The sequence below is a fragment of the Staphylococcus sp. 231237_7MaSpsaltlick genome, from assembly GCF_043107035.1.
Map to the genome: position 1 here is coordinate 1 of NZ_JBICNX010000323.1, position 502 is coordinate 502.

Below are 502 nucleotides of genomic sequence, written 5' to 3' on the forward strand. Positions count from 1 at the left end.
GGATTCTGAGAAATTTTTCGCTATAATTAAAAATTTTGAATTACCTACTACAAATGAAATAGCTTCTTTTTCTCGAGGTATGCGTATGAAAGCTGCTTTAACAATCGCATTAAGTCACGATAGTAAAGTCCTTATCTTAGACGAAGCAACTGCAGGTATGGACGTTTCTAGCCGTGAAGAGGTCATTGAAATTTTAGAAGATTACGTAGCGAAAGGCAACGGCATTCTAATTTCATCCCATATATCAGAGGACATAGAGCAGCTTGCAACAAAACTCGTATTTATGAAAAACGGAGAAATCATTTTAGAAGAGAAAAAGGACAATCTATTTAATCATTACGGTGTTTTAGAACAAAGTGAAGAAGAATTTAATGTCCCTAACGATATACTCATCGCCTCAAGAGTACGTAAAGGTTCTAGAATTTCATTAATCAATGATCGCTCGGCGGTTACAGATGCTCGCCCATTAGAAACCATTGATGATGCAATAAAATTAATTATG

1 protein-coding gene is annotated in these 502 nt (G+C 35.3%); it reads left to right on the forward strand.

The genetic code is table 11. The features are described from left to right. On the forward strand, positions 1–502 hold a 502-nt coding region (locus tag ACF91D_RS31705; RefSeq protein ID WP_483883405.1), incomplete at both ends, for an ATP-binding cassette domain-containing protein.